Raw genomic sequence first — 25618 nt, 5'->3', positions numbered from 1 at the left:
AAGCGCTTCAATAGCATTCCGGCCACGGCTGTCAAAGCCGTCGCTCATAATTCTGGCCGGCGCGTTATGGCGTCGCTGCGTGCCTTGACTGTATGAAGTGCGGCGAGCACATTATTGCTTCAGGCTCCGAAAACATTGCGCGCGGGCCTAATGCAGCAGATCCGCTTGCTGCTACCAGGGAGGTTGCCATGTCCGTCGAAGAAGCCGTCGCCCACCATTACACACATGGATCGCTGGAGAATGCCATACTTGACGCGCTGCGCGGCAGTGGCAAGGATGTCGATCACCTGACGCCATCCGATCTGGCCGGCGGCGACGAGTTTCACCTGGGTTGGCGTGGGGCCACCATCGAGCTCGCAGGCGATCTTTCATTTGCCCACGATGCCCATGTCCTCGATGTCGGATCCGGGCTCGGCGGGCCTGCCCGATATCTGGTGACGGAACGCGGCTGCCGGGTTACCGGCATCGATCTGACGGATGAATTCGTCGAAGTTGCCAACGCGCTGACGCACCGCTGTGGACTTGCCAATCGCGCTACCTTCCGGCAGGCGAGCGCCCACGCGCTGCCATTTCCGGATGCTACCTTCGATGGGGCAATGATGATTCATGTCGGCATGAACATATCAGACAAGGCCGGCGTGTTTGCGGAAGTCCGCCGGGTTCTGAAACCCGGAGCTCGGTTCGGCGTCTACGACATCATGCATGTCGGCAATGGCGAGATTACCTTTCCAGTGCCCTGGGCGTCGTCGCGGCTGACCAGTTTTGTCGAGCGGCCGGAGGTCTATCGCAGGCAGCTTGCCGATGCACATCTGTCCATTGAAACGGAACGCGACCTGAGCGAGCTGGCAATCCGGCTGGGCAAAGAGATGCGCGAAAACGCCGAACGTGATGGCGCCCCGCCGCTCGGCCCCCAGGTCATCATGGGACCGACGGCTGGCGAGCGGCTTCGTAACGTCACGACCGCGTTGCAGACGGGTGTGATCGCACCGATCGAGATGATCTGCCGCGCGGTCTGAACACGCTCACGCAAAGGACCCCGCAGGGCTGCGTCAGCCCGCATGCGCACCGTGCGTGGTGATGATGGCATCGGCCTCCTTGCCGTACATTTCCTCGTAGTGATCGAATACACTGGAAAAGTGGCCGATCCCTTGTGTCGCCGAGCGCAGCGCCCGGGCGAGTTCTTCGAGTGCGCTTCCGGGGAGCAATGCCCGGAATGTGTCCCATCCCTTCGTCGTTTCATCGCGATCGAAACCGAGCACCTGGCCCTTGAGCGCCGAGACAATCTGCACCAGGCCGCCCGTGTAGATCGAGGGTATCTGGATGTCGACGCGCGCGATGGGCTGCATCAGCACCGGTGCGGCCTGGGAGAGCGCCTGCTTGACGCCCATCTTGCCGGCCGCCCGAAAGGCGAATTCTGAACTGTCGACCGAATGGTGCTGGCCATCGGTCAGCACCACCCCGACATCGATCACGCCAAATCCCAGAGGACCTTTCTCCATCGCTTCGCGCGCGCCGGCTTCGACAGCGGGTATGAAATTTCGCGGTACGGCGCCACCCTTGACGATCTCGGCGAAGCTGAAGCCGCCGCCCCGTTCATTGGGGTGGAGGTTGAGTTTCACATCGGCGAACTGGCCTGCGCCGCCCGTCTGCTTGCGATGCCGGTAATGGACCTCCGCGGGTTTCGATGCCGTTTCCCGATAAACCGGGTGCGGGGGTTGATCGGTTACCTCAACGTGGAAGACTTCCGAAAGGGCCCGGCTGAGTTCCCTGAGGTGCAAGGGGCCTTGGACGCTGACGAGATGCGCCCCGGTGCTCTCCTCCTGCCTGATCGTCACGCCGCGATCCGTCTCGGCGAGCTTGGCCAGCGTGGCTGAAAGCTTGTTCTCGTCGCGCTCGCTGGTTGGCACCAGTATTCTCTGGAGCATCGGTGTTGGCGGGGATGTCCAGTCCGGCGGATCGAGGGCTGCGGTTTGCGACAGGATGGCCGGGACGGCAAGGCGGTCGGACTTGACCGTGGCAAAGATTGCCCCAAGCGACGGTCCGCCATTGGCCAGCGGTTTGCCGGTGATCGCATCCTGCAGGGCGCCCAGGCCGGCATCACCCAGGGTCGAACCCTGTTTGATGCCGTTGCCGAGCGCGCGCGCATAGATGGCCTTGCCGACATTCGGTCGGTGGTAGGCATGAAAAGTGACGGCGATTATCGATGCTTCGGCGGCACCACAGGCGGTCGCAAGACGATTACGCAGCGCATCGGCGGGCGGGGCTTCGTGTCGGATCGCCTTCATCAGCCTGTTGACGCCGTTGTTGTGGCTGGCGGCGCCGATGAAGACCGGCGTTATCCTGTTTTGCTTGAGTATTCTCGATGACACGGCATAGAGCGCCGCACTGTCGGGCTCGCGATCTTCGACCAGTTCCTCCAACAGCCAGTCGTCGTATTCGGAAAGATGATCGAGAAGTTCGGTTCGGGCCTCGTGTTCGCGCTCGAGCACGTTGTCGGGTATGGCGATCAGCGACGAAGTCTGGCCCTCGCGGTATCGCCAGGCGCGCTCCGAAATGAGGTCGACGCTACCGACGATCTGTTCACCTTCACGGATGGGGACCTGTCGAAGCACCAGCGCGTGGCTGGAATAGTCCTGCAGCGCCGCGATGACTTCCCGCAGCTTGCCCCTTGGCTCGTCGATCCGGTTGATGAAAATGATGCAGGGCGTTCCAGACGCCTCGATCACCCGCAGATAGGGCGCGGCGAGCACTGCTTCGTCGGGGGCCGCAGAAACGCACAATACGCAGATGTCGCTGGCGAGAAGTGCATGCTGTGCGTGGACCAGCGCTTCGATTGAACCGGGAGCATCCAGTGCGCACCAGGTTTCGGCAAGAAATTCGAATTCGAGAAGGTTCAGCTTGTAGGGAGAGGCGGATTTTCGCGGGACGCCCTCCAGCGATCCCAATTTTTCGACAAGCGTAGTCTTTCCCGTCTGTGACGGTCCAAGTACGGCAAAGCAGCGCATCGGCTAATTCCTCCAACTGCCACGATCGCAAGTCTCAACGTCCTCGCCGTAATCAGAGCGCGATAGTGCGCAAGATGCAATGGCTTTTTTAGAGGATGCGGATGTTCGCGCGTCGTCACGCCGTGCACGCGTACATGCAAAGCCACCGCCAAATGATACTGGCTTGCCAGCAGTATTGTCGGGCGTTGAATGCGATTGGTGTATGCGCCACTAATTCGATGGCTGTGGAACGATCCTGATATAGGGTTTTGGCGCGCTCCATCCTTGCGGGTAGAGCTTCTTTGCTTCCTCGTCGCTCACCGAACCTGCGATGATGACGTCATCGCCGTGCTTCCAATTTACTGGAGTCGCAACCCTGTGCTTGGCGGTCAGCTGTAGAGAATCGATCACCCGCAGCACCTCATCGAAATTGCGGCCGGTGGTCATGGGATAGATGAGGATCAGCTTGACCTTTTTGTCGGGGCCGACGACGAAGACGTTGCGAACGGTCTGGTTGTCGGCCGGGGTGCGCTGGGTTGGATCGCCAGAGACCGCCGCCGGCAACATCCCATACAGTTTTGAGACGTTGAAGTCGCCGTCAGCAATCATGGGGAAATTCGGTGCAAAGCCCTGGGTTTCCTCAATGTCGCCGGCCCAGCCGGAATGGCGGTCGAGCGGGTCGACCGACAGGCCGATGATCTTGACGCCACGCTTGTCGAATTCGGGCTTGATCCTGGCCATGTAGCCCAGTTCGGTGGTGCATACCGGCGTAAAATCCTTGGGATGCGAGAAAAGAACTGCCCAGGAATCGCCGACCCATTCGTGAAACCTGATTTTCCCTTCGGTTGTTTCCGCTTCGAAATCCGGGGCTATGTCGTTGAGTGCAAGTGCCATCGCATTTCCTCCGCACTGATAGTGTCGTGGGTTGAAGCTTTTTGCAGTGTGATTATCGTCGTCTTTGCAATTTAAGGCAAATGACAATGCGCGGCTGGTTACCTGGCTGATGAGCTGCGATCCGTCCGTGATCCATTCTGCGTTGACTTCGCTGGCGATCGGAGGAAAATGATCTCGTCACATGCCGCCACTCGAGAAATGAGGTGCCTGAGATGACGATCGCAAAGAAACTCCGGGACTATATAGAGGGCGCGGGCGTTGCGTATGACACCGTCGCTCACCACCGTACGTCCAACAGCAGCCAGTCTGCGCAGGCGGCGCGCGTGCCGGGAAACCGTCTGGCGAAATCCGTGGTCGTGCACCATGAAATGGGCTACGTGCTTGCCGTCGTTCCAAGCACACATCGTATAGAGCTCTCGACATTGCAGGATGTGGTCAAGAAGCGGCTTGGGCTTGCATCAGAGGAGGAAGTCAGTACGCTTTTTGCAGATTGCGATATCGGCGCCGTGCCCCCGCTCGGACCGGCCTATGACGTGCCTGTCATCCTCGACGAAAGCCTCAACGGCGCCAGCGAGGTCTATTTCGAAGGCGGCGATCACAAGACGCTGGTGCACGTCACCGGCTCCAACTTTCGCAACCTGATGAAGGATGCCCAAGTCGCCCGCATCAGCCACCCGTCATAACGGGTTTTATGCGCCAGTTGAGTTTCCTGATGTTTTAGCAAAGGGAATGGAGCGCCCGAAGTCCGTCAAGTTTTGCCTTTCGAGTGGAACGGCTACCAAGAAACATCACCGTGGTTCTCCTTGTGTTGCGGATATTTTCGTAGCCGTAAAAACAAGTACGTAACGGTAACATTGCCCGTTACGCCCCTTTGGCGCTCATGGATTGAGCGGCGGTAAGGTGTGCCTGGCTGGCGCAGCACGCGACTTCCCAGAAAGTGAGATGCGACGCGCATCGAGAAGGCAGCGGTTCAGTTCCGCCATGGCGTTTTGCTGTTCATCACGTTCATCGGCCCCGTAAAGAGTTCGCTGGAAGTGGTTTAGTGCCCGGTCGAGTTCACCCTGTCCCAGGCTCATTGCCCAATCCGAAATCGACCGGAAGCCGAGCCTTTTCGCCCAGGCATCGAGTGCACGCCAGGCGGCAAGCGGTTCGTTGCCGGAAAGCGCAGCATTGACCTTATGGAAATAGGCCGGTTCGGACTCGGCCTTGCGGCGTTTCATTTCCTCCCACCGCTCGGACAGCTTGCCCAGTAGGAGATAGGCCAAGGCAAACAGGATCAGCGCGGCAAGTCCCAGCAGCAACGTTTGGAAGAGCAGATGGTTGACGCCGCGTCGGGTGACTTCAAGATCGGCCTGCGGCGCCGAGCCTGCGGGGATGACCTGCGCCGGGGCCGGGTTCTCCTTCACCGTGATCTTGATGTCGGGCGCACTGGCGGTTTCGATTCTGCCGGACACGGAGTCGAACCACCTGATCTCGACGGGCGGCAACGTGATCGTACCGGCTTTCTCCGCGACATAGGTGACGGTTTCGGTCCGTCGCGCGGCATCGGGATCGTCACCCGCGGAGCCCCGCTGGCCGAGTTCCGGATCGGTGCGGTAGACCTTGGTGCCGGCGGGCGCGGCAAAATTCGGCACAGGGATCATCATCGGCTGGGTGTCATCGGCCAGCACGCTGACCCGGCGCACCAGCGCGTCGCCGACTTTCAGGGTCGCCGGATCGCGGTCTAGTTCCTGGCTGATTAAAACTTTGGTCGCGACCAGCGGCGCCTGTCCACCCCAGTCGCCGGGCACCCCATCGGCCGCGAATGCGACGGAAGGAACCATCGCGGTGCCGTTGGCTGCGCCTCCCGCGTCGGTCGCGTAGGCCACCGGGATCTTGATTACCGGCAGGGCAAAGCTACCCGGCCGCTCGGCCATCACCATATAGCTCTTGCGTATGCCGGAATACTCCACCCCATCGACAGTATCGACCATGTTCAACGCGCGCTGGTCGGGAAGCGTGACGATCGCATCCTTGAGTTCGAAGAGCGGGAATTCCGGCGCCGACTTGAAGAAATTGGGTGCGAAGACGTCGATTGCGATCTCGATCTGTTGGCCGGCGACGATTCTGCCCTTGGTCAGCACTTCCGCTCGCGCGAAGGGTTCTGCCGCACGAAGCACGTGCGGAAAACAGACCAGCAGGAGCAAAGCGGCGAGACGCAGCATCGTCATTTTGCCGCTCCCCGTGCTTCGATCGCGAACTTGCGCGCCAGAAGGTCGGTCGGGCTGACGACGATGTTCTTCATCCAGAGGTCGGATGTCTGCTCGCCGATCTCCATCGTGCCGGCCTTGCCCTTCTTGCCCTTATCGTCGAACTGGAACTGATCGGGCTTCTCATTGGGGTCCTGCGCCTGCTCCTCGTCGTCCTGCTTTTGCTTCTTCGCCAATGCCTCGGCGATTGCCAGGTTTGCCTTCGCTGCTGGCCAGTTCTTGCGCTTAGCCAACGCGCGCGTGTAGGCCGCCACCGCTTCATCGTACTTCTTGAGGAAGATCAGGGCATTGCCCTGGTTGAAGTCGCTTTCCGGGATCTGCGCCTGGGCGAATGCGTCGACGGCTTCGGCATATTTGCCCGCACGGTAAAACGCGGTGCCGCGCCACATCGGATCGTGGAAAAGCGACGTAGCGCCTATGAAATCACCTTGCTCGAAAGCACGCCGGCCCTGCTGGTCCGGGGTCAGGAAGGCGTCGATCGGCCTCCAGTCGTCCGCCCTTGCCTGATCTGCGGCAAAGGCCAGATGCGCAGCGAGAACCACGCCGGTCCACCTGATCACCCAACCCTTGCGGAAGAAGAGCGCGGCGACTGGCACCAGTACGACGACGAGCCACCAGCCCATATCTTTCCAGCGGCTGGTTCCTTCGGCGATCTGCTGTTCGAAATGCGTACGGATGCGGTCGTTGATCCAGGTAACATCGCGGTCGTCGGTGCTGACGGTAGCAACATCGGCATTGGTTTCGCTTTTCAGTCGGTTGAAGGCCGCGATATCCAGCTTGGGAAACAGACGCGCCCCGGCGGCGTCGCTGAGGAAACCACCATCTGGGCCCTTCACCGGCCCGCCCTCGGGCGTCGCTATGCCGAGCACGATGAGGCCGTTTTTCCCGCCTGAGCTCCCGGCCGAAAACGCGCTGTCATCGATAGCATCCGTGAGAACTAGCACGGTGCCGCGTTCTGCGCCGTCGGCAAGCACTTTGTCGGCGAGCGCCAGCGCTTTCGCCATCGACCGCCCCTCGTCCGGCATGATGCGGGTTTGCAGCGCATCGACATAGGTATCGATGAGCGCCGCATCTTCGGTCAATGGCAGCACCAGATGGGCCGAACCGGAATAGGCGACGAGAGCGGTGCGCGCGCCCTTTCTCAAGGCGACGACATCATGGATCTTGAGCTTGGCGCGCTCAAGGCGCGACGGGGTGATGTCGATCGCATTCATGGTGGGCGAGAGATCGACAGCGATCACGAGCGCCGCATTGTCGGCGACAAAAGGGGGACGTTCGCGTTGCCATGTAGGTCCTGCAACTGCCAGCGAGCCAAGGGCGATCACCAGTGCCGCCAGGTGATAGGGCTGGAAGCGGCCGTTCTGGGTTCCGGAAATCAGAAGGTGATCGAGCAGCCGGGGCGCGATCATGTCGCTCCAACGGGAGCGCAAGTCGTTGCGCCGCGATGCCGCGATCAACAGCAAAGCGGCAAAGGCAAGACCGAGCAGCCACCACGGTCTGAGGAAATGAAAGTCCCAGATCATGCCGCCGGCTCCATCGTCGCCGGACCCGGCGTCGGCCGCCGCGCCATCATGTTCGCCGCGAACTGGCTGACTGCGACGAAGAGCATCGCCAGCGCGAGCGCGGCGCCGAGTGGATAGTGATAAAGCTCGATCCGGGGGCGCCAGGAAAGGGTCTTCTGATTGGCGGGGGTGATCGTGTCGAGCGTCGCATAAATTTCTGCGAGGCCTTTCTGGTCGCTGCCGAGGAAGAAGCGTCCGCCGGTTTTGTCGGCCATGGCCTTCAGCGTCCCGATATCGAGCCGGTTCTCGCCTGTGGCTTTCTCGTCGCCGATGCCGACGGTATGGATGGTGATGCCCTGCTGCTTGGCGATGTCGGCGGCCTTGGTCGGCGGCATCCTGCTCGCCGTATCGTTGCCGTCGGTCAGCAGGATCAGTACTTTTTCCGGCGCGGCGGATTTTTCGAACATCTTGATTGAAAGCCCGATGGCGTCCCCGAGTGCGGTACGCGGGCCGGCCATACCCGGAACCGTGTCTGATATCATCGATTGGACGGTGCGATGGTCCATCGTGAAAGGCACCAACGGATAGGGAGCATCCCCGAAGGCGATCAGGCCGATGCGGTCGCCAGAGCGCTTGGCGACGAAATCGGCCACCACCTTGCGCACCGCGGCAATGCGTGTGTCTGTTTGCCCATCCGGACCGGGAAAATCCCGCGTATCCATGGATTGCGATAGGTCCATCGCCAGCATCAGGTCGCGCTGCGGCTCGGTCTTTACGAGCGGCGGCTCGATATATTGTGGCCGCGCCAGCGCCAGCACCAGCAAACACCATCCGATAGTGACGACGATCGTCTGGAGCCACGAGCGTCGTCGCACCAGCGAGCCGCTGCCGGGTTCGATGCCGGAGGCTTCGATGACCTCGCGGAAGAAGGGAAGCCGCACCGAGGCCGTCTCCTCCTTGTACGGCGGGACGAGCCACCAGACGAGCAGCGGCAACGGCAGAAGAACAAGCAGCCAGGGCAGATCAAGCTGGTACATGATGACTCTCGATCCACTTCCTGGCCGCGTCGATCAGACGCGCGCGTTCCTCTCCCGATGGCTGGCTCGCAGGCCGGTATTCACGATCGTCGACCAGCGGGCCGAGCACCTCGTCATGTGGCGAAGTTGCGTGCTGCGCCAGAAACGCGGCCCAATCGTCCCCGCTGAGCTTGGCCACCTCTTCCCTCGGCCATGCCGCGAGTGCCGTGCGCTTCAGGAGTTCGGCCAATTGCTGGCCAAAGCGGTCAGTGGCTGTCTGCGCCATGCTTTGTCGGCCGAGCGCCTCCAGCGCCGCAAGCGCCTCGCGCCGGTAACGGTTCGCCCGCCAGCGACGCAGCCATCGCCAGCTGGCGAGGGCAACAAGTGCGACGAGCACGGCCCCGAGTGCGGCCCAGCTCCATGTCTGCGGCATGTAGGAGACGGGTAGCGGCAAGACGATATCGTTCAGCGACTTCAAAGCTGCGTCTGTGGTGCTGTCGACCAGGCCATCCGTTGCCATCTCACCGTCTCCGCTGCTGCCAGGCGGCTTGTTGCAGAAGGCGTCGGAGTTGGGGGGCAGTATCCTCCGCCGCCGTCAGCGGCAGCATCGGCATGCCGAGTTCGCGCTGCCAGGCCATCAGTTCGCGCCCCCGGTTGCGAGCGAAATCGCGGATCGAGGTCTGCATGCCGCTGTCTCGAAACGACAGCTCGGCCTGACTGCGTCCGCCACTGATCACCATCTGGCCCGAAGTCGGCAGGTTCAGCAGGAACGGGTCATAGACGAGGATCGAAACGACATCATTGGCAACGGCAAGCCGCAGCATCAGGTCGCGCGTGGCTGGCCCATGGCCATCGAAATCGCTGATCACGACGATCAGATGGTCGTGATGCGCTAGATTGGCGACCAGCGTCAGCGCCCGGTCGAGCTGGCCCAACCCGCGTTCCTCAGGCAGGTTGACGTTGAGGGCCTGATTCATACCCGCGATCCGGTCACAAAGGCCGATGACCGCCGCCCGGCTGCGGTGCGGGCGCACCTCCTCCATGCCGGTATCATTGAAGACGACGCCGCCGACGCGATCGCCGGAACCGAGGATACGCCAGGCGCAAAGTGCGGCGGCCTCGGCGGCCGACACCGACTTCATCAGCAGCTTGCTCCCAAAAAACATGTTGGCGCGCTGGTCGACCAAGATCAGTGCCGGCCGTTCTTTTTCCTCGTCATAGACGCGAACGGCAGCCTTGCCGGTGCGCGCGGTTACCCGCCAGTCGATGGAGCGGATATCGTCACCCGGCATATACTCGCGCACTTCCTCGAAGGTCAGGCCGCGACCACGAATTCGCGAGGCCAACCTCCCGGCCAGCAACTGCTGCACCGGCTTCTTGGCCACGAAGCTCATGTCGCGCGCGGAATGTTCTAGGGAAACGAGATGCTGGGTCGATACATAGGCGCCCTCGGCTGCGTCCGGTCTGCCTTGCTCTGTCGGGGAAGTTGCCATTGCCGCGCCCTCACGACACGGCGACGAGGCTGACGATGCGGTCGATTACCTGGTCGGGCGTGGTATTGGAGGCATGTGCTTCGTAGGACAGGATCAGCCGGTGGCGGAAGACGTCGTTGACGACGGCCTTGACGTCGTCGGGCGTAACATAGTCGCGGCCTTTTAGCCAAGCATAGGCCCGCGACACCTTGTCGGTGCCGATGACGCCGCGCGGGCTTACGCCCACCTGCAGCAGCTTTGCCAGATCCTTGTCGAGTTTTTCCGGATAGCGGGTCGCGAAGACCAGCGCCACGATGTACTTTTCGACCGGCTCCGAAACCGTGATTGCCGAGATTTGCTTGCGGGCGTCGAAGATCGCCGCCGGGTCCAGTTTCATCGGAGCATTGTGCTTGGCTGTTTCGGCCGGAACCTCTTCCTCGCTGCGGACGAGCCGCATGATGGCCGCTTCCGACGCTTCGTCGGGATAGCCGACTTCTATATGCATCAGGAACCGGTCGAGTTGGGCTTCGGGAAGCGGGTAGGTACCCTCCTGCTCGATCGGATTCTGCGTTGCCATCACCATGAACAGATCGGGCAGGAGATAGCTCTTGCCGCCTACCGTCACCTGCCGCTCTTCCATCGCCTCGAGCAATGCTGCCTGCACCTTGGCCGGCGCGCGGTTGACCTCGTCTGCGAGGATAAGATTGGCGAAGACCGGGCCTTGTTGGAACTTGAACTCGCCCTTGCCGCCTTCACTGAAATAAATGTCCGAGCCGGTAATATCAGCCGGCAGCAGGTCCGGCGTGAACTGGATACGCGAGAGTTCCGCGGCGAGGTTCTTTGCCAGCGCCTTGATGGCGCGGGTCTTGGCAAGACCTGGCAGGCCCTCGACGAGGATATGGCCGTTGGCAAGCAGGCCGAGCAGAAGGCGCTCGATCATCGCCTCCTGGCCGATGATCGATTGGCCCATGCGTTTGCCGAGCGCAAGGATGTCGTCACGTGTGGTCATTGCATGGCCTCGCCGTAGAACCAGTTGTAATAGGCATTGCCGGGCGCCTGCTGAACGACGGTGCGTCCGTAGCGCTCCCAGCCGTCTTGGTCTCCACGATAGGCGCTCAGGCTGGATTGGTAGAAGGCATAGAGCGTGGCGCGCTCACGCTGCATGGACTCGATGAACGCAGCATCGACGCCCGCGATTGTCGGCTCCAGTCCATGCCGCATCAGCTCCGGCAGCGTCTCGGTGAAGACATTGGGCTTGACCCAGGCCGCGTATTCGATGCTCGGCCGGTCGTCGGTCACGGGCGCGACGGGTCCGGCATAGCTTTCGAGGCCTGCGCGATCCGTCACCCAGGTCGACAGAAGCGCAGGCAGCGAGACTATGCCGACCTCGGTCAGCGCCTTCTTCACCGCTGGCTGGTCGAAGCGTTTCTCCATCGTCGCGCGGTCGAGCCGCATCGGTGTCATCGATCCGACCAGCAGCATTTCATGCAACTCGGTGGTCCAGAGGCTCGCATGTGGGAATGTGTCGATGAAGCTACGCACCAGTGCGCGCGTATCGTCAGAATTCTGCGTCGGCAGCGGCAGCCATTGGGCGACCATGCCGCCGGGCGTAAGCCTCGCCGCGGCCAGCCCGTAGAAATCGGTGGAGTAGAGATTGGCGACGCCCGAGGCCGAGGGCGGCGGCGGCTCCAGCGTGATCAGGTCGTAGGTCTCGGAGCTTGCCAGCAATTCGCGGCGCCCGTCGTGCAGCCGGATATCCAGCCGCTTGTCGGCGCCGGCATCGAAATTGCCGCTGAACTGTGTTGACGCCTTCACCACGCCCGGCAGGAGTTCCGCCGCAACCCGCCTTTCCAGCCCGTCATAAGCGAGGAGCGAGCCGGCGGTTATGCCTGTACCGAGGCCGACGACCAGTGCCGATTTCGGCTCATTGCTGTTGATGATCAGCGGCAGCAATGCCTGCAGCCGCATGTAGCGCAGCGAGGGAAGCGAGTCACCGGTATTCGAGACACCCTGGATGTAGAGGCGGTGGAACGGCTTTCCGCCGCCCTGTTCCACCACGGCGACCGTAGCGCCCAGACCCTCCTCGTAATGGATGAGCCGGCCTTTCTGCGCGCCCGGCAACAACTCGGCGAAACGTTGCGTGGGGATCGCAAAAGCGAGGCTGCCGGCAACGATCACCATGGCAAGGGCTGCGATCCGTGCCGATCCCCGGCCGAAATCATCGTGCCAGATGGCGGCAAGACCGATCAATGTCGCGACGATGGCCAGCAGGCCGAGCGTATGCACGAAGCCCAGCGTGGGGATCAGTACGAAGCCGGTCAGCAGCGTACCGACGATGCCGCCAAACGTGTTCCAGGCGCTGACCGCGCCGATGCCACGCCCCGTCTGCGCGTCGCTGACCACAATCTTCACCACCGCTGGATAGGCGGCACCGAGCAGCAGGGTCGGAACGAAAACCACGACCAGCGCTGCCGTCGCGAAACGGGCGCACATGCCGGCGAGTTGGCTGCTCGTCCAGGCGACGACCCAATATTCCGCAAATGTCTGCGTCCGGACAATCCAGGGACCGAGAAGCGCGATCTCGGCAAGCGCAACAAGGCCGGCGAGCGCGATCAGCGCGCCGAACAGGGTCCAAGGTTTACGCACCCGATCGATGAAGCGCGCTGCGACGGCAGAGCCAATCGCGATGCCGGCCAGATAGGTGGCGAGCACCACGGAAAAGGCGAAGGCGCGCGTACTCATGAACTGCACGATCGATTGCATCCACATGACTTCGTAGCCGAGCGCCACGCCGCCGGCGGTGGCATAGAGCGCAAGCGCCAACCGTGCATCGGCAGCCACCGGGCGGGCCACGTCTGGCTTTTCAGCAGATGTGAGCCGGGGCATGCGATAGGCCAGGACGACCGCACCGCATGCGGCCAGCAGGCTGACGAGACCGGCGGCGATTGCGGTTCCGGTCAAGCCGTAGGCCGGGATGAACAGGAAGGACGCCAGCAGGGTTCCGGCGATGGCGCCTGCCGTATTGGCGGCATAGAGCGTTCCGCTCTTTGATGCGACCAATTCTCGCTTCGTTGAAACCGCGCGTACGGCGGCCGGCAGCGTTCCGCCCATGGCAATGGCCGGGATCAGGATCACGGCGAGCACCATGATCCAGGCAAGAAGGCCGCTCTTGTCTTCGACACGTGCGAAGGGCTCGGCCAGGCGAGGCAGTAGATATGTGGTGACAATACCGGTGAGCGCGACGACACCTTCGAGGATGGCATAAAGCAATGCGGGCCGCGGCAGCCGGTCGGCGACCGGACCGAAAACGAGCGCGCCGAGCGCCAGGCCTGCCATGAAGGTGGAAACGCCGGCGGACATGGCATGGATATCAACGCCGACGACGGTGGAGAGTTGCTTGATCCAGACGACCTGGAAAACCAAGGCGGAGAAGCCGGAGCCCAGGAGCAGTAGCGCGGCAATCGCGCTTGCCATCAGCGTCTGTCGGAAAAGGGGCGAACTGTCGGCACCCGGTCCGCGGAATTGGCCATTCGTCGCGTCCATCTCGATCGTCATTCAGTCGTCTCCGGGCTATGCGGGTCCGGCTGGCGCGTGAGGCGCCAACCGGTTCGTTAGCAGCGGCCGCTATTTGGTGCCGGGCGCCTGGTCGAGAGACTTCATCAGCGCTTCAACCATCTGGTCGACGCTGAAGCTCGCCGGGCGCTGGCTTGGCGGATACTCCTTGAAGGTCTGAAGGAAGGGAGCAACCTTAAAGACGCCATACTGGATGAGATAGGCGTTCTTTCCCAACCAGTCGTAGTATTGGTCAGAGACGACGTCGGCGCGTTCATATGGGTCCATGCGCAAGTTGAAGACCTTGGGTGCGCGCAGGCAGGTGAACGGATTGGACCAGACTTCGAAGCCGCCGGGCTTCCTCTGCTCGCAAAAGACGACCTTCCAATCACCGTAGCGAAAGGAAACCAAATTGCCATCGTCATCGAAGTAGTAGAATTCGTTGCGCGCGGACTTCTGATCCTTCCCTGTTAGGTAGGGAAGCTGGTTGTAGCCGTCGAGGTGAACCTTCGCCTGTTTGCCACTGAGATCCGTTCCCTTGTGCAACTGATCTTTGATATCGGCATTGCCGGCAGCGGCCACCAGTGTCGGAAACCAATCGAGGCCCGAGACCATCTGGTTCGATACCTCTCCGGCTTTGACGTGCCCCGGCCAACGGATGATGGCGGGAACACGGAAGGCACCTTCCCAGTTCGTGTCTTTTTCTGCACGGAATGGCGTGGTTGCCGCATCCGGCCAAGACCACTGATTGGGGCCATTGTCTGTGGTGTAGACGACGATCGTGTTGTCGGCGATCTTGAGATCGTCGAGAGTCTTGAGCAACTTGCCGACATCGCCGTCATGTTCGACCATGCCATCGGCATATTCGTTGCCGGGCATGCCGCTCTGGCCCTGCATGCTCTGCCGTACGTGTGTGAAAGCATGCATGCGCGTCGTGTTCATCCAGGTAAAGAAGGGTTTTCCTGCCTTTGCCTGCTTCTGCATGAACTCGATTGCCGCTTCGGTCGTCTCGTCGTCCACTGTTTCCATGCGCTTGCGGTTCAGCGGGCCGGTATCTTCGATCTTGCCGTCGGCGAAGCTGTGCAGGACGCCGCGGGGGGAACTGCTCTCGACGAAAGCCTTGTCATTCTTGGGGTAGTAAGGCCGTTCCGGCTCTTCCTCAGCATTCAGGTGGTAGAGATTGCCGAAGAATTCGTCGAAGCCATGGTTGGTCGGCAGGAATTCGTCGCGATCACCGAGATGGTTCTTGCCGAACTGGCCGGTGGCATAACCGAGTGATTTCAGTGCCTGGGCGATCGTGACATCGCGTGCTTGCAGGCCGACCGTAGCGCCAGGAATGCCGACCTTGCAAAGGCCAGTCCGCAAGCAAACCTGTCCGGTAATAAACGTCGAGCGGCCCGCCGTGCAGCTGTTCTCGGCATAGTAATCCGTGAACATCATACCTTCCTTGGCGATGCGGTCGATGTTGGGCGTCTTATAGCCCATGACGCCCATCGAATAGGCGGAGATATTGGTCTGGCCGATGTCGTCGCCGAAGATGACGAGGATGTTCGGCTTGGCAGCCTCCTGTGCATAGGCCGGAGCCGTTCCGGCGACAGCGGAGAGCGCAATCGTGCCGGCCGTCGCCACTCCGGCAAATAGCAGGGATCGGGTCTTGCTCTTGAGTGATGAAATTGACTGCTCGACGGCAGTTCGGAAAACACCTGGTCTTTCTGGCATACAAATAACTCCCGTTGTCTTCGCCGTTAAGCTTGGGTCGTTTGCACGTTTCGTAGAAATAATGCGTATTCCACGCCGATCACTCCCTCGCGGGAACGGTGCGACATGCGATCCTGCCTGATGAACAAATGAAAAGAAAAGTACGTTACGGTTACATTAGCGTAACAACGCGTGTATCCGGTACCCGGCCGGTACTCGAAAGGATGAACCATCTTACCGTAGTGCGACGGTGCCTTCACTACAGCCGCTTTCAGCGTAATGTTACGGTAACGCACTCGCAAACCGCTATATTAGTGCGCGATCTTCCACGAAAGCTACAATCTGGTGGTCTTCTGGTCCGCTTTCATCCAGCATCGTAAGACAAGAAACGCCGACTTCCGAGCGCCATTGGCGAGACTTGTGGGGGATGTAAAAAACAAAAAAGCGTAAAAAATTCAGAACTTTAAGAGAAAGAAATGGCACCCGTGAGGATGAAACTGGGCACTTCTATGTTGTTGTAGGTGCTATGTAATTTCACAGCGATAGCCAGCTTTGGGGGGAAAGGTGACCACCTGCACCCGGACGGATTGACCTTTCCAGTCAGAACCTCGGCGATCGCCTTTGCTCCTGCCTGGCCGGGAAACCACGCCTGCACCACGGCCTTGACCTTGTCGCGCCACGGCATCGAAACCGGATTGCCGGTTTCGAGCACGGCGATGGTATTTGGATTGGCGTTGGCTACGGCCTCGATGATCGCGTCCTGCTAGACCCCGGTCTTCATCTTGGTCGGATTGGCCATCAATAACACCATGGACATGTCCCCTGTACATGACCGGGGAAACTCTCAAGCGCCTGATAGCATTCAACTATCTAGATAATCGGAGAAAGGAAATGGCGCACCCGAAGAGATTCGAACTCCTGACCCCCAGATTCGTAGTCTGGTGCTCTATCCAGCTGAGCTACGGGTGCGTGTCGGTCGGCGTGTTGCCTGCTGACGTGGCGCTCTCCTACTAAGTCGCTGCGGGGAAAGCAAGCGCCTTTGTGAATTTTTTTTGAGAAAAATCTTTCCGGTCCAGTGAAGGATGAAGGAAAGCCCCAGCATTTGCAGTGTGTTGCGGGGTGTTCAGTTATTTTGACGATCGGGAAGTTCGATGTGGAAACGTGTGCCGCGTCCTTCCTTGTCCTCGAGACAGATGGTGCCGCGATGGGCTTCGATCAGCTCACGGGCGATGGCAAGGCCGAGTCCGGTGCCGCCAGCGCGAGTCGAGCCGCGAAAGGCGGAGAATAGATTCTCCCGCGCCTTGGCCGGCATGCCCGGACCGTTGTCATCGATGGAGATGGAGACGGTTCTGCCAGCTCTGCTTGCTGAAACGACGATTCGCTTGGCCTCGGAGCCATCATCGGCTTCGAGCGCCTGCACGGCATTGCGGCAAAGATTGTAGATCACCCTGAAAAGCTGCTCGGGATCGGCGTCCACCTCGAGTTCCCGCGGCATGTCGACGGCAAATGCGACGTCGCCGCCATTGTTCAGCCCCAGGATCTCGCCGACGTCATCGACAAGGGGCCGGAGCTTGATCTGCGAGCGCCGGGGAGCCGTTTCGTTGGAGCGTCCATAGGCCAGCACTTCCGAGGAATAGCCGATCGCCCTGCCGAGTGTGCGGACGAGCTTTGAGGAGAGGCCCCTGATCACTGGGTCGCCCACATCGGCAAGCCGGTCCGACATCAGTTGTGCCGATGACAGGATGTTGCGCATGTCATGGTTGATCTTGGAGACGGCAAGCCCGAGATCGGCAAGATTCTTTTGCTGCCTGATCGTTTTCTGCAGCTCGCCTTGCATTGTTGCGAGGTGCCGGGCGGCCAGCGCCAGCTCGTCGGAGCCGGCCGGAGGCTGCAGCACCGAGGCGGGATTGGACGGATCGGCGGCAAAGCTCTGCATGCTCGCCGTCATGCGCGCGATCGGGCTGATGAGCATGCGGTTGATGACGAAGAAGATCAGCGATGCGGTTATCAGCGATATGATGATGGTGAAAAGCAGGATCTCCCGGCAATAGGTCAGCATCGCCTTGCGGAGCTCGGCATCCTCCATCACCAGTTCGATTTCCATATTGCTTGATCCGATCTGGCCGCGCACGCTGAAGACCTGGTCTCCTCCCCAGAACAGGGTTGCCAGTGCGTCGCGGGCATTGGGCAGGAAGCCCGAATGGGCGAGATCGTACTGGGCGTTGACCATCGGCGGCATTTGCGAAACGACGATCATCCGGGTGATGTCTTCCTTATGCAGCGCGATGGCTTTGGTTCCCGTTGCCATCAGCGTCGAGTCCTGCAGCGGCCTCGGCAACTCCACCTTCGGCAGGCCATCGATGACAATGGCCGCCGCCGCTGCGGTGTTGAGCCGGTCGCGCAGCCAGGAAAGCCGCATATTGGTTACAGACGGAATGAAGATCAGCACTTCGGCCAGCATCACGAAGACGATGGTCAGTCCAAGTATGCGCGTCGTCAGGCGCTTGGCAAAAGGTGGCTTGCCACTTTCAGGGGCAAATATCCCCGGTTCGGGTCCGCCATTCGTCACCACACCCAACTCTCCTCGATGCCATGCCGCTATGCTACGGACAGAAAATCCTCATAGCACGGGATTGGCGTTTCGAATCGCCGTTTGCAACCAAAATGCGGATATTCAGGGGCAATGTTGACTTTGCAGGCCTCTCTCCGTATAAGGCCGGCCACGTTCGGATAAGCCGATCTGGCGAATGGCAGGCAGGCGTTTCGATCGAAAATCAAAACACGCTCATCCAAGAAGGGCCGCACTCCGCGGTAATTAAATAAATGTCTACAAAGCGTACCTACCAGCCTTCGAAGCTTGTTCGCAAGCGTCGCCACGGCTTTCGCGCACGTCTGGCCACCAAGGGTGGCCGCAAGGTCCTGTCTGCTCGCCGCAGCCGCGGCCGCAAGGTTCTGTCCGCTTAAGCGGTCGGGACCAGAGGGCCGATGACGACCCGAAAATATGAACATACTGCCGGTCGGCTGAAAAGCCGGCCGGAGTTTTTGCGTGTGCGCGAGGGAGAGCGGCGCAAGGGCCGGTACTTCATGCTGGAGGTGCTGGATCGCAATGCTCCGGAAAATACGCCGCGTGCCGGCTTCACGGTCACCAAGAAGCAGGGCAATGCCGTGGAGCGCAACCGCATGCGCCGCAGGCTCAAGGAAGCGGTGCGTTTGACTGCCCAGTTTGCCATGCAGCCAGGTCACGACTATGTGATCGTCGGGCACCGCGAGATACTCGCCGCACCATTTGACGAATTGACAAACGCGCTTGTAACGCGCATTGCCAGCCGGCCGAATTCAAAGGTCCGGACATCGGGAAAGAGTGATGGAAAAAAACCGTAATTATTATCTTGCGATCGTTCTGTCAGTCCTGATCGTCTTCGTCTGGCAGTTCTTCTATATGGGCCCGAAAATGGATGCCCAGCAGAAGATCGAGCAAGCCCAGCAGGCGGAGCTCGCCAAGCAGCAGAAAGCCAACAAGGACAAGCCGGTTGTTGTCGATGCGAGCGGTCAGCCCGTTCCCGGCGCCGAAGGCACCAATATTGCGGTTATCGACCGTCAGCAGGCACTGCAGCAGGCCGACCGGGTTGTGATCGACACGCCCGCGCTGTCCGGCTCCATCAATCTTACGGGCGCCCGTTTCGACGATCTCCAGCTGAAGAAGTATCGCGAGACCATCGATAAGGACAGCCCGATCATCACTCTGCTCAACCCCGGCAACACCAAGGACGGGTACTTCGTCGAGCTTGGTTTCACCGGCGGCAACCAGGATGTCGCTGTTCCCGGGATGGCGACGAAATGGACTGTTGACGGCAACAACAAGCTGACGCCGGAAACGCCGGTGACGCTGACGCACACCGATCCTTCCGGCGTGACATTCACTCGCGAGATCAAGGTCGACCAGGACTACATGTTCACGGTCACCGATACGGTGAAGAATGGCACCGCAGCCGATCTGCCGCTGACGCCCTACGGACGTATCGTGCGCTACACCATCCCGGCTGTTGCCGCAGGCTATGTGCTGCATGAAGGCTATGTCGGCGTGCTCGACGGCGTTCTCCAGGAAACCACGTTTGCCAAGGATAGCGAGCCGGTCAAGCATCCCGGCATCAAGGACGGCTGGTTCGGCATCACAGACAAGTACTGGGCCGCGGCGATCGTACCGTCCAAGGGCGTGACTTTCGATACGGATTTCAGCCACCTCACCAAGGGACAGCCGCTGTTCCAGGCCGACTACCGCGAACTCACCGGTGGCCTGAAGGCTGGGGAGACCAAGTCCTACACCACCCATGTCTTCGCCGGTGCCAAGGAAGTGCCCGTCGTCGATCGCTATCAGGACGAATACCAGATCACCGATTTCTACAAGCTGATCGACTGGGGCTGGTTCAAGGTGATCACCCGCCCGATGTTCAAGCTGATGGACTGGCTCTACAAGTATTTCGGCAATTTCGGCCTCGCCATCCTCGGCACGACCGTCATCGTCAAGCTGCTGTTCTTCCCGATCGCCAACCGGCAATATGCCTCGATGGCCAAGATGAAGACGCTGCAGCCGAAGATGGAGGAGCTGAAGACCAAGTTCGGCGACGACAAGATGGGCCTGCAGACGGCGATGATGCAGCTCTACAAGGAGGAGAAGGTCAATCCGCTTGCCGGTTGCTGGCCGGTCCTCCTGCAGATTCCGGTGTTCTTCGCGCTGTACAAGGTCATCTACATCACCATCGAAATGCGCCATGCGCCATTCTATGGCTGGATTCAGGACCTCTCGGCACCCGATCCGACAACCATCTTCAATCTGTTCGGCCTGATCCCCTGGACGCCGCCGCATGCGTTGATGCTGGGCGTCTGGCCGATCATCATGGGCATCACCATGTTCGTGCAGATGCGCATGAACCCGACGCCGCCGGATCCGACCCAGGCCATGATCTTCACCTGGATGCCGCTGGTCTTCACCTTCATGCTGGCAGCCTTCCCGGCCGGTCTGGTGATCTACTGGGCATGGAACAACACGCTGTCAGTTATCCAGCAGGGCATCATCATGAAGCGCAACGGCGCCAAGATCGAGCTCTTCGACAACCTCAAGGGACTGTTCCGGCGAAAACCATCATCGGCGTGAATGGGTTTTGAAATTATGTGATGAATGGCGGATGTCGTATTCAAATCAGCCGCCATTCATGTATCGACGATAGTATCGCACTATGAAGGGTTTCCTGTGTTGGTCGGGGAACCCTTTTCTTTTTGGAGGAGCCACAGTGAACAACGCCCTGGCGCAGAATCCTGCCGCGCATGAAAAGCTCGGCGCAACACTGGTGTTCTTCTCTGCCGTCGCCTGGAGTTTCGGCGGTGCGATCGCCCGCTTCCTGGAGATCGACGACGCCTGGACCGTCATCTTTTGGCGCAGCCTGTTTGCCGGCCTTTTTCTTGCTGGGTTCCTGCTTTGGCGCGACGGCCCGCGCCAAACTATAAAACTCTATCGGAACATGGGTATTCCGGGGCTGGCGGTTGCCTTCGGCTTCGGTACAGCGTCGACCTGTTTCGTCATCGCGATCAGCTACACGACGGTTGCCAATGTCGTCCTGATCCAGGCGGGCGTGCCACTGATGGCGGCCTTGATGGCCTGGATCGTTTATCGCGAGAAGATAGCGTTCTCCACCTGGGTGGCAATTTTTGCTGTCATTGCCGGCGTTGCGATCATGGTCATGGGCGGGCCGTTGCTCGATGCACTCGACAACGCATTGGGTCTCGGCTTCATCGACAATGGCCTTGGCTCGACGGCCATCGTCGACAATGGCGGCAAGGCATGGATCGGCAACGCGTTGGCGATCCTGATCGCCACTGTCTTTGCCATGACCACGGTTGTCACCCGGCGCTATGCCAATGTGCGGCAGACCCCTGGGGCCAGCGTCGGCTGCTTTGCTGCGGCCGCCTTTGCCGCTAGCCAGGCGTCGTCCTTGCAGGTTACTGGCTCCGAGATGGGAATCCTCGTTGTGTTCGGGATGCTCAATCTTGGCTTCGGCATGGCTTTGTGGGTGACGGGCGCGCGGTTGATCCCCTCCGCTTTTGCCGCCCTGTTGGGAACAGCCGAGACCATGCTCAGCCCGGTCTGGGTCGCCATTATCCACGGTGAAATACCGGGCATCGAAACCGTCGTCGGCGGCATGATTGTGCTCGTCGCACTGATCGGCTACCTGCTCGCGGCGCAAAGACGGCAGTCGCAGCCTTGACTTTCGGCCGGAAAACCTGAAAGCCGGTCCCTACATAGTAGGACCGGATCAAAGACATGAGCGAAACACCCAGCACAGGCGCGATCAGCGCGAAGATTTTCCACCGGCCGTGGATTTTCATTCGCGGCGTGCCCGCCATGAAATTCCTGCCGCCGGAAGGCCCGCCGGAAATCGCTTTCGCGGGCCGCTCCAATGTCGGCAAGTCATCGCTGATCAACGCCTTGGTTGGTCAGAACGGCCTCGCAAGAACCTCCAACACGCCTGGGCGCACCCAGGAACTCAACTACTTCGTGCCTGATGGGTATTCGGGGGCGGCCGACGACCTGCCGCCTTGCGCGCTCGTCGACATGCCCGGTTACGGCTATGCCGAAGCGCCGAAGGCGCAGGTGGATGCGTGGACCGCCCTTGTGTTCGACTATCTGCGCGGCCGCTCGACGCTCAAGCGCGTCTACGTGCTGATCGATAGTCGCCATGGTATCAAGAAGAACGATGAGGACGTACTGAAGCTGCTCGACAAGGCTGCAGTCTCCTATCAGATCGTTTTGACCAAGGCCGACAAGATCAAGCCGCCTGCGCTTGAAAAACTCAAGGTCGAAACGCTGGCGAAAATTGCCAAGCACCCCGCCGCTTATCCGGAATTGCTCGCCACCTCGTCGGAGAAATCCGAAGGCATCGATACGATGCGCGAAGCAATTTCAAAGGCAGTCAACACCTGAACAAATCGCCCCGGTTGCAGGACCGGGGCGATTTATCTCGTACGCAGGCGGCTACATCTTCGGCAGGAGTACCTTGTCGATGACATGGATGACGCCGTTTGATTGCTTGACGTCGGCAATCGTTACCTTGGCTGTGCCGCCTGTCTCGTCGGTCAGCATGATCTTGCTGCCCTTTTCGGAAGCAGTCAGCACGCAGCCGCCCACTGTGTTGACCTTGTGCATGCCGCCATCGTCCTTGATCATCTTGTCGATCATGGCCGACATCGCATCGGCTGCCACCACGTGGCAGGTGAGCACCTTCACCAACTGGGCCTTGTTTTCGGGCTTCAGCAGCGCTTCAACCGTTCCGGCGGGAAGGGCGGCGAACGCTTCGTTGGTGGGGGCGAACACGGTGAATGGGCCCTTGCCTTCGAGGGTGCCTACAAGGCCGGCGGCCTTGACGGCGGCGACCAGCGTCGTGTGATCCTTCGAGTTGACGGCATTCTCGATGATATTCTTGTTCTTGTACATCGGTGCGCCGCCGACCATGGGGTTCTTGGCTTGTACGGCAAGTGCCGAAGCGAGAACGATCGATACGATGGCGGTCGCACGGATTGCGGTTCTGAACATCTGATTACCCTTCCTGTTGAACTCGCCTAGTCGACCATCGAAGCCAGGCGTCCTCCCGCTTTGCGAGGGACGAAATGCTTACGAGCCGTCAGGAAAATTAGTTTCAGGGTAACTACAGCTTGCTTCGTCGCGACGATCAGTTGTTTGGCGACGGGACCTCAGGGCTTGCGGGCGTTTTCGATCACCAGGCGCATATATTCGAGCATCAGTTCCTTCTCGAAACGCCGGAAACCCTCGAACAGTGCTTCGTCGGCTTCATTCGCAGCTACGATCGCGTCGGCTTCGATTGCCTTGCCCTTGTCCGTCAGGAAATTGCGAACGGCGCGTTTGTCGGTGGGATGAGGCGTGCGCCTGATCAAGCCGTCACGCTCCATCCGGGCGAGGGTGTTTGCCAGCGTCGCCTGTTCTATGTCCAGCCGGTCGAGGATCTCTCGCTGGGTCAGCCCGTCGACATTCCAAAGCTCTATCAAAACGGGAAACTGTCCGGGGGAAAAACCGAGTTCGGCGCCCCGTGCCAGCAGGGAACGCGAAAAGCCTTTCGCCAGAAGGCTCGATAGATATGCCGCCGAATCCATCAGATTATAGGACATGCTCTTCAATAGGCTGGAAAGCATCGCGCCTCAACAAGAATCGTATGCGATGCAATTGGGATGGTTGCCGATTGTTCCCAAAAAAGGGCCGTTCCCGTGGGGTAGCGGGAACGGCATCCTACGCAAGGGCGGACAAAGGCCCGGAGAGGGGGGAGGGCCTTTGTCCGTCTGGACCTGGCAAGGCGGGGGACGGGCCATTGAGCCAGGCTAAGGGCGATCGTTGCGACCGCCGATATCTATCATGTGAGTGCTCAATTGCGGCAATTCAAGGGAAGTTCGATTACATTTTCGTAATGTGTAAATGATGCCTGCGCGGGCGCCTCAACCGGAGTGGACAACACCCTTCCGCAGGATGATGTTGCCGTAAAGACGGGGCTCCGATGTCTGTACGATGGCATGTGCAGATCGCACCCGAGCATAGAACGAATCCGGCTCGAGGGCGATTACGGTGCGGGCTGGCTCCCAGCGTTGGCAGGTGGCTACCATTTCCTTGTGAACAGGATCAGGATTGTAAAGGTCTCCGCGAACGCTCGCCCGGAAGATGCCGTTTTCGACGAAATCGTCGATAGGCATGACGGACAGGATCGCGTCCAGCACGCGGATGACATCATGTCCATCTGCGCGTATCAGCCGCCTCGCGTGTTCGGCTCCGGGATAGTTGCCATCCACCAGTGCGATCTCGTCGCCATGTCCCATGGTCCGCAACGTCGCGAGCAACTCCGGCCCCAGCACGGGGTCGATCCCTCTCAGCATTATGGCCTCTCCTTGAACAGGACGCTTTGGTCGATGTGGTAGCGCGAAAACAATGGCAGGCTGGCGGCACCGATGGCGCGCGCCGAGGATCCCGCCAGTCCTTCCTCGATCACCGGAGCAGCAATGCCCTGCAGGTCGAGTTTCAGCACTTCCTCCCGCGTGGCTTCGACGATCTGACGGCGGATGGCGCTCGAAAAGCCGCCGTCGATCACGACGGATTCGAAATCGATGACCGAGCAGACGGTTGCAGATGCAATCGCCAGCGCCTTGGCGGTCTTGGCGATCCAAGTGGTCTGTATGGTGTCGAAATCATCCCAGTGCTCCGGCGTCAGCCAGATGGACGAAGGGTCGCGGCCCGCGTCGATCAGCATCTTCTCAAGCAGGAAGACGGAGGCATGATCGATCAGTTGGCCCGTGTTGCCAGCGTCGCAGGAAAACGGCATCGACCCGAAAGCACCCGCGTTTCCTGTCCGGCCGGAAAAAAGCGAGTGGTTCAACACCACGCCGCCACCGATAAATGAGCCAATGAAGAAATAGGCGAAGTCGGCATATCGGGAGCCATGGCCAAAAGCGAGTTCGGCAGCACACGCCGCCGTTGCATCGTTCTGCAGGAAGATCGGCATTTGCAGGCGCGTCCCGAGCAGGGCAGCGATGTCGGCGTGCCGCCAGGCATCCATGTCTTCCATCGGCGCACCCATCTCCTCGACCCAGTTCCAGAGTTCGAAGGGAAGGGCGACGCCCAGGCCCGATATCCGCTCTCGGTCCAAGGGTTGCATGGAGGCCGTGATCGCCTCGACGGATCGGCTGGCAAAGCCGAGCACGCCTTCGGGAGTCGGGTAGCGGTAGGCCTCGTGCAGTTGCATGCGCACATGGCCGGTAAAGTCCATCAGGACGAGGTCGGCGCTACGACGACCGATCTTGAGACCAAGCGAGAAAACCCCGTCGGGATTGAGGCTCATGGGAATGGACGGCTGGCCGACCCGGCCGCGCTGCGGCATGCCCCGGGCGAGCAGGCCGTCTTTTTCCAGTGCGCGCATGATCACAGAGACGGTTTGCGCCGACAGGCCCGCGCGCCGGGCGATTTCCGCTTTCGAGAGGCTTCCATGCCGCCGCACAAGCGAAAGCACGAGCCGCTCGTTGTATGCGCGCACCCTCGTCTGGTTAGCGCCGCCCATCGGGTCGACGACCGCAGTCATGCCATCTTGGTCCGTGACCAAGTCATTATCAGCCATGCCCAATCTCCTCCCGGGCATTCATATCTCGATTGGCTGGAAGGATGCCACATCCGATTAATAAATCAATTCGATTTATTTATTGACAGGA

Annotated in this window: 23 protein-coding genes and 1 tRNA gene; 7 read left to right on the top strand and 17 right to left on the bottom strand. The window is 60.3% G+C overall.

Annotation, left to right across the window (positions count from 1 at the left end; translation table 11 throughout):
• Positions 1 to 188: 188 nt before the first annotated feature.
• On the top strand, positions 189 to 1016 hold the full coding sequence (locus JJB09_RS05815; RefSeq protein ID WP_201654532.1) for a class I SAM-dependent methyltransferase: 828 nt from the start codon (positions 189 to 191) through the stop codon (positions 1014 to 1016).
• Between the two features lie 33 nt (positions 1017 to 1049).
• Here JJB09_RS05815 and JJB09_RS05810 read toward each other — a convergent pair whose 3' ends face one another.
• Positions 1050 to 3005: an elongation factor G gene (locus JJB09_RS05810; protein WP_201654531.1), complete on the bottom strand. Its 1956-nt coding sequence runs from the start codon at positions 3003 to 3005 to the stop codon at positions 1050 to 1052.
• A 210-nt stretch (positions 3006 to 3215) separates the two neighbouring features.
• Positions 3216 to 3878 carry a peroxiredoxin gene (locus JJB09_RS05805; protein WP_201654530.1) on the bottom strand — a complete coding sequence of 221 codons (663 nt, stop codon included), beginning with the start codon at positions 3876 to 3878 and terminating at the stop codon, positions 3216 to 3218.
• Positions 3879 to 4090: 212 nt separating this feature from the next.
• Here JJB09_RS05805 and JJB09_RS05800 point away from each other — a divergent pair, with 212 nt between their 5' ends.
• Entirely contained in the window at positions 4091 to 4561 is a 471-nt protein-coding gene (locus tag JJB09_RS05800; RefSeq protein WP_201654528.1) for an aminoacyl-tRNA deacylase, read from the top strand.
• 195 nt (positions 4562 to 4756) lie between these two features.
• Here JJB09_RS05800 and JJB09_RS05795 read toward each other — a convergent pair whose 3' ends face one another.
• The 11 genes from JJB09_RS05795 to JJB09_RS05745 form a co-directional block, all read right to left on the bottom strand.
• Positions 4757 to 6088, bottom strand: a complete 1332-nt coding sequence (locus tag JJB09_RS05795) for a BatD family protein (RefSeq protein ID WP_201654526.1) — start codon at positions 6086 to 6088, stop codon at positions 4757 to 4759.
• The gene (locus JJB09_RS05790; protein ID WP_201654523.1) at positions 6085 to 7650 is read right to left on the bottom strand and encodes a vWA domain-containing protein; all 1566 of its coding nucleotides are present in this window, start codon (positions 7648 to 7650) and stop codon (positions 6085 to 6087) included. Before JJB09_RS05790 ends, JJB09_RS05795 begins: the two co-directional genes overlap by 4 nt.
• Complete coding sequence (locus tag JJB09_RS05785; RefSeq protein WP_201654520.1) at positions 7647 to 8666, bottom strand: vWA domain-containing protein; 1020 nt, start codon at positions 8664 to 8666, stop codon at positions 7647 to 7649. Before JJB09_RS05785 ends, JJB09_RS05790 begins: the two co-directional genes overlap by 4 nt.
• Entirely contained in the window at positions 8653 to 9165 is a 513-nt protein-coding gene (locus JJB09_RS05780) for a DUF4381 domain-containing protein (RefSeq protein WP_201654517.1), read from the bottom strand. Before JJB09_RS05780 ends, JJB09_RS05785 begins: the two co-directional genes overlap by 14 nt.
• A gap of 1 nt (position 9166) precedes the next feature.
• Complete coding sequence (locus tag JJB09_RS05775; RefSeq protein ID WP_201654514.1) at positions 9167 to 10138, bottom strand: DUF58 domain-containing protein; 972 nt, start codon at positions 10136 to 10138, stop codon at positions 9167 to 9169.
• A gap of 10 nt (positions 10139 to 10148) precedes the next feature.
• Positions 10149 to 11126, bottom strand: coding sequence for an AAA family ATPase (locus JJB09_RS05770; protein ID WP_201654512.1), 978 nt, complete (start codon positions 11124 to 11126; stop codon positions 10149 to 10151).
• On the bottom strand, positions 11123 to 13672 hold the full coding sequence (locus JJB09_RS05765; RefSeq protein ID WP_246748597.1) for a fused MFS/spermidine synthase: 2550 nt from the start codon (positions 13670 to 13672) through the stop codon (positions 11123 to 11125). The genes JJB09_RS05770 and JJB09_RS05765 overlap by 4 nt, the downstream gene beginning before the upstream one ends.
• Positions 13673 to 13741: 69 nt before the next feature.
• A complete protein-coding gene (locus tag JJB09_RS05760; RefSeq protein WP_201654508.1) occupies positions 13742 to 15388 on the bottom strand; it encodes an arylsulfatase in 1647 nt (548 codons plus the stop codon).
• A 442-nt stretch (positions 15389 to 15830) separates the two neighbouring features.
• On the bottom strand, positions 15831 to 16118 hold the full coding sequence (locus JJB09_RS05755; protein ID WP_343228996.1) for a glycoside hydrolase family 3 protein: 288 nt from the start codon (positions 16116 to 16118) through the stop codon (positions 15831 to 15833).
• 141 nt (positions 16119 to 16259) lie between these two features.
• Positions 16260 to 16336: transfer RNA gene (locus JJB09_RS05750), tRNA-Arg, on the bottom strand.
• A 154-nt stretch (positions 16337 to 16490) separates the two neighbouring features.
• Positions 16491 to 17939, bottom strand: coding sequence for a sensor histidine kinase (locus JJB09_RS05745; protein ID WP_425523686.1), 1449 nt, complete (start codon positions 17937 to 17939; stop codon positions 16491 to 16493).
• 251 nt (positions 17940 to 18190) lie between these two features.
• On the opposite strand from JJB09_RS05745, the gene rpmH reads away from it, so the two are divergent.
• The 5 genes from rpmH to yihA all read left to right on the top strand — a co-directional run bounded on the left by rpmH (position 18191) and on the right by yihA (position 22343).
• On the top strand, positions 18191 to 18331 hold the full coding sequence (gene rpmH, locus JJB09_RS05740) for a 50S ribosomal protein L34 (protein ID WP_201654506.1): 141 nt from the start codon (positions 18191 to 18193) through the stop codon (positions 18329 to 18331).
• Between the two features lie 21 nt (positions 18332 to 18352).
• Complete coding sequence (gene rnpA, locus JJB09_RS05735) at positions 18353 to 18748, top strand: ribonuclease P protein component (protein WP_201654503.1); 396 nt, start codon at positions 18353 to 18355, stop codon at positions 18746 to 18748.
• On the top strand, positions 18732 to 20519 hold the full coding sequence (yidC, locus tag JJB09_RS05730) for a membrane protein insertase YidC (RefSeq protein ID WP_201654501.1): 1788 nt from the start codon (positions 18732 to 18734) through the stop codon (positions 20517 to 20519). Before rnpA ends, yidC begins: the two co-directional genes overlap by 17 nt.
• Positions 20520 to 20655: 136 nt before the next feature.
• Complete coding sequence (locus JJB09_RS05725; protein ID WP_343228986.1) at positions 20656 to 21627, top strand: DMT family transporter; 972 nt, start codon at positions 20656 to 20658, stop codon at positions 21625 to 21627.
• A gap of 56 nt (positions 21628 to 21683) precedes the next feature.
• Positions 21684 to 22343, top strand: coding sequence for a ribosome biogenesis GTP-binding protein YihA/YsxC (gene yihA, locus JJB09_RS05720; RefSeq protein ID WP_201654495.1), 660 nt, complete (start codon positions 21684 to 21686; stop codon positions 22341 to 22343).
• A gap of 51 nt (positions 22344 to 22394) precedes the next feature.
• Here the strand turns inward: yihA and JJB09_RS05715 are convergent, their stop codons facing one another.
• The 4 genes from JJB09_RS05715 to JJB09_RS05700 all read right to left on the bottom strand — a co-directional run bounded on the left by JJB09_RS05715 (position 22395) and on the right by JJB09_RS05700 (position 25527).
• A complete protein-coding gene (locus tag JJB09_RS05715) occupies positions 22395 to 22952 on the bottom strand; it encodes a fasciclin domain-containing protein (RefSeq protein WP_201654492.1) in 558 nt (185 codons plus the stop codon).
• Between the two features lie 158 nt (positions 22953 to 23110).
• A complete protein-coding gene (locus tag JJB09_RS05710) occupies positions 23111 to 23527 on the bottom strand; it encodes a MarR family winged helix-turn-helix transcriptional regulator (RefSeq protein ID WP_201655564.1) in 417 nt (138 codons plus the stop codon).
• Between the two features lie 336 nt (positions 23528 to 23863).
• Positions 23864 to 24295, bottom strand: a complete 432-nt coding sequence (locus JJB09_RS05705) for an RbsD/FucU family protein (RefSeq protein WP_201654489.1) — start codon at positions 24293 to 24295, stop codon at positions 23864 to 23866.
• Positions 24295 to 25527, bottom strand: a complete 1233-nt coding sequence (locus tag JJB09_RS05700) for an ROK family transcriptional regulator (protein WP_201654486.1) — start codon at positions 25525 to 25527, stop codon at positions 24295 to 24297. Before JJB09_RS05700 ends, JJB09_RS05705 begins: the two co-directional genes overlap by 1 nt.
• Positions 25528 to 25618 lie beyond the last annotated feature (91 nt).

Source organism: Phytoamicus setariae, assembly GCF_016722925.1.
In the GTDB taxonomy this organism is placed as follows: Bacteria; Pseudomonadota; Alphaproteobacteria; order Rhizobiales; family Rhizobiaceae; genus Rhizobium_E; species Rhizobium_E setariae.
The sequence above is the reverse complement of the archived record's forward strand: the minus strand, read 5'-3'. Positions and strand labels throughout refer to the sequence as shown.

Excerpts from the sequence above, each read along its gene's own strand:
- JJB09_RS05815 (WP_201654532.1), top strand. The coding sequence starts at position 189 with ATGTCCGTCGAAGAAGCCGTCGCCCACCATTACACACATGGATCGCTG.
- JJB09_RS05810 (WP_201654531.1), bottom strand. The coding sequence starts at position 3,005 with ATGCGCTGCTTTGCCGTACTTGGACCGTCACAGACGGGAAAGACTACG.
- JJB09_RS05805 (WP_201654530.1), bottom strand. The coding sequence starts at position 3,878 with ATGGCACTTGCACTCAACGACATAGCCCCGGATTTCGAAGCGGAAACA.
- JJB09_RS05800 (WP_201654528.1), top strand. The coding sequence starts at position 4,091 with ATGACGATCGCAAAGAAACTCCGGGACTATATAGAGGGCGCGGGCGTT.
- JJB09_RS05795 (WP_201654526.1), bottom strand. The coding sequence starts at position 6,088 with ATGACGATGCTGCGTCTCGCCGCTTTGCTCCTGCTGGTCTGTTTTCCG.
- JJB09_RS05790 (WP_201654523.1), bottom strand. The coding sequence starts at position 7,650 with ATGATCTGGGACTTTCATTTCCTCAGACCGTGGTGGCTGCTCGGTCTT.
- JJB09_RS05785 (WP_201654520.1), bottom strand. The coding sequence starts at position 8,666 with ATGTACCAGCTTGATCTGCCCTGGCTGCTTGTTCTTCTGCCGTTGCCG.
- JJB09_RS05780 (WP_201654517.1), bottom strand. The coding sequence starts at position 9,165 with ATGGCAACGGATGGCCTGGTCGACAGCACCACAGACGCAGCTTTGAAG.
- JJB09_RS05775 (WP_201654514.1), bottom strand. The coding sequence starts at position 10,138 with ATGGCAACTTCCCCGACAGAGCAAGGCAGACCGGACGCAGCCGAGGGC.
- JJB09_RS05770 (WP_201654512.1), bottom strand. The coding sequence starts at position 11,126 with ATGACCACACGTGACGACATCCTTGCGCTCGGCAAACGCATGGGCCAA.
- JJB09_RS05765 (WP_246748597.1), bottom strand. The coding sequence starts at position 13,672 with ATGACGATCGAGATGGACGCGACGAATGGCCAATTCCGCGGACCGGGT.
- JJB09_RS05760 (WP_201654508.1), bottom strand. The coding sequence starts at position 15,388 with ATGCCAGAAAGACCAGGTGTTTTCCGAACTGCCGTCGAGCAGTCAATT.
- rpmH (WP_201654506.1), top strand. The coding sequence starts at position 18,191 with ATGTCTACAAAGCGTACCTACCAGCCTTCGAAGCTTGTTCGCAAGCGT.
- rnpA (WP_201654503.1), top strand. The coding sequence starts at position 18,353 with ATGACGACCCGAAAATATGAACATACTGCCGGTCGGCTGAAAAGCCGG.
- yidC (WP_201654501.1), top strand. The coding sequence starts at position 18,732 with ATGGAAAAAAACCGTAATTATTATCTTGCGATCGTTCTGTCAGTCCTG.
- yihA (WP_201654495.1), top strand. The coding sequence starts at position 21,684 with ATGAGCGAAACACCCAGCACAGGCGCGATCAGCGCGAAGATTTTCCAC.
- JJB09_RS05715 (WP_201654492.1), bottom strand. The coding sequence starts at position 22,952 with ATGTTCAGAACCGCAATCCGTGCGACCGCCATCGTATCGATCGTTCTC.
- JJB09_RS05710 (WP_201655564.1), bottom strand. The coding sequence starts at position 23,527 with ATGGATTCGGCGGCATATCTATCGAGCCTTCTGGCGAAAGGCTTTTCG.
- JJB09_RS05705 (WP_201654489.1), bottom strand. The coding sequence starts at position 24,295 with ATGCTGAGAGGGATCGACCCCGTGCTGGGGCCGGAGTTGCTCGCGACG.
- JJB09_RS05700 (WP_201654486.1), bottom strand. The coding sequence starts at position 25,527 with ATGGCTGATAATGACTTGGTCACGGACCAAGATGGCATGACTGCGGTC.